The 710-nt window shown below is 50.6% G+C and carries 1 protein-coding gene; it reads right to left on the bottom strand.

Features of this window, described 5'->3' with window-relative positions; translation table 11 throughout:
• The coding region (locus L691_RS31435; RefSeq protein WP_232229219.1) for a transposase at window positions 1–402 on the bottom strand (402 nt) is incomplete at its 3' end.
• Between the last annotated feature and the right edge of the window lie 308 nt (window positions 403–710).

The raw sequence follows: 710 nt of genomic DNA on the forward strand, positions 1-710 counted from the left end.
GCGATTGGCGTTCGCCTCGATTTTGGTTCCGTCCACAAAGTAATGCTCCAGAGAAACGTATTTTTCGTCAGCCAGAAACTGAAGCACGGCGGTAAATACCTTTTCGAGGACGTTCTTTATTCGCTGGGAACGGAAGCGATTAAGGGTGCGGAAGTCTGGTCGCTGCCGTCCGGCCAGCCACATGAAGGGAATGTTCTCCCGCACAGCTTTGGCGATTTGACGAGACGAATAGATTCGCTGGGCGTAGGCATAGATAATGACTTTGGTAAGCATTTTAGGGTGGTAGCTGTCGCGGCCACCGCCGGGATAGGCAGCGTCAAAGATGGCGTCGTCGAGCCGATTCACGGCTGCGTTAACGACACGAACGAGGTGATGTTCTGGAATGTTTTCTTCCAGATCCATTGGCAAGCAAAGTTAGTCCATGGTATATTGAATGTACAAAGAGATCGCTCCTTTTGAAATGGTTGGGTGGTACCTCCATTTTACCAAAAGAGCGATTTCTTTTTTTGCGTTCTTAAGAAACTGTTCCCGCTTAAAGCAGCGGAGAGGACGGAACGATTGTGGAAAAGCGGCAGCGGTCGCCTTTGTGTCCGGATTTTCACCGCCCAGGAGAATGAAAAAAATCTGGACACAACAGCGATTGGAACAACGGTCCGTTCGCGGAGCGTCCACACCAAGCACTCACGTCGATCCTGCTCTAAACATGAGGG

Origin of the sequence: Paenibacillus zanthoxyli JH29, from assembly GCF_000520715.1 — a bacterium.
Taxonomy (GTDB): Bacteria; Bacillota; Bacilli; order Paenibacillales; family Paenibacillaceae; genus Paenibacillus_AQ; species Paenibacillus_AQ zanthoxyli.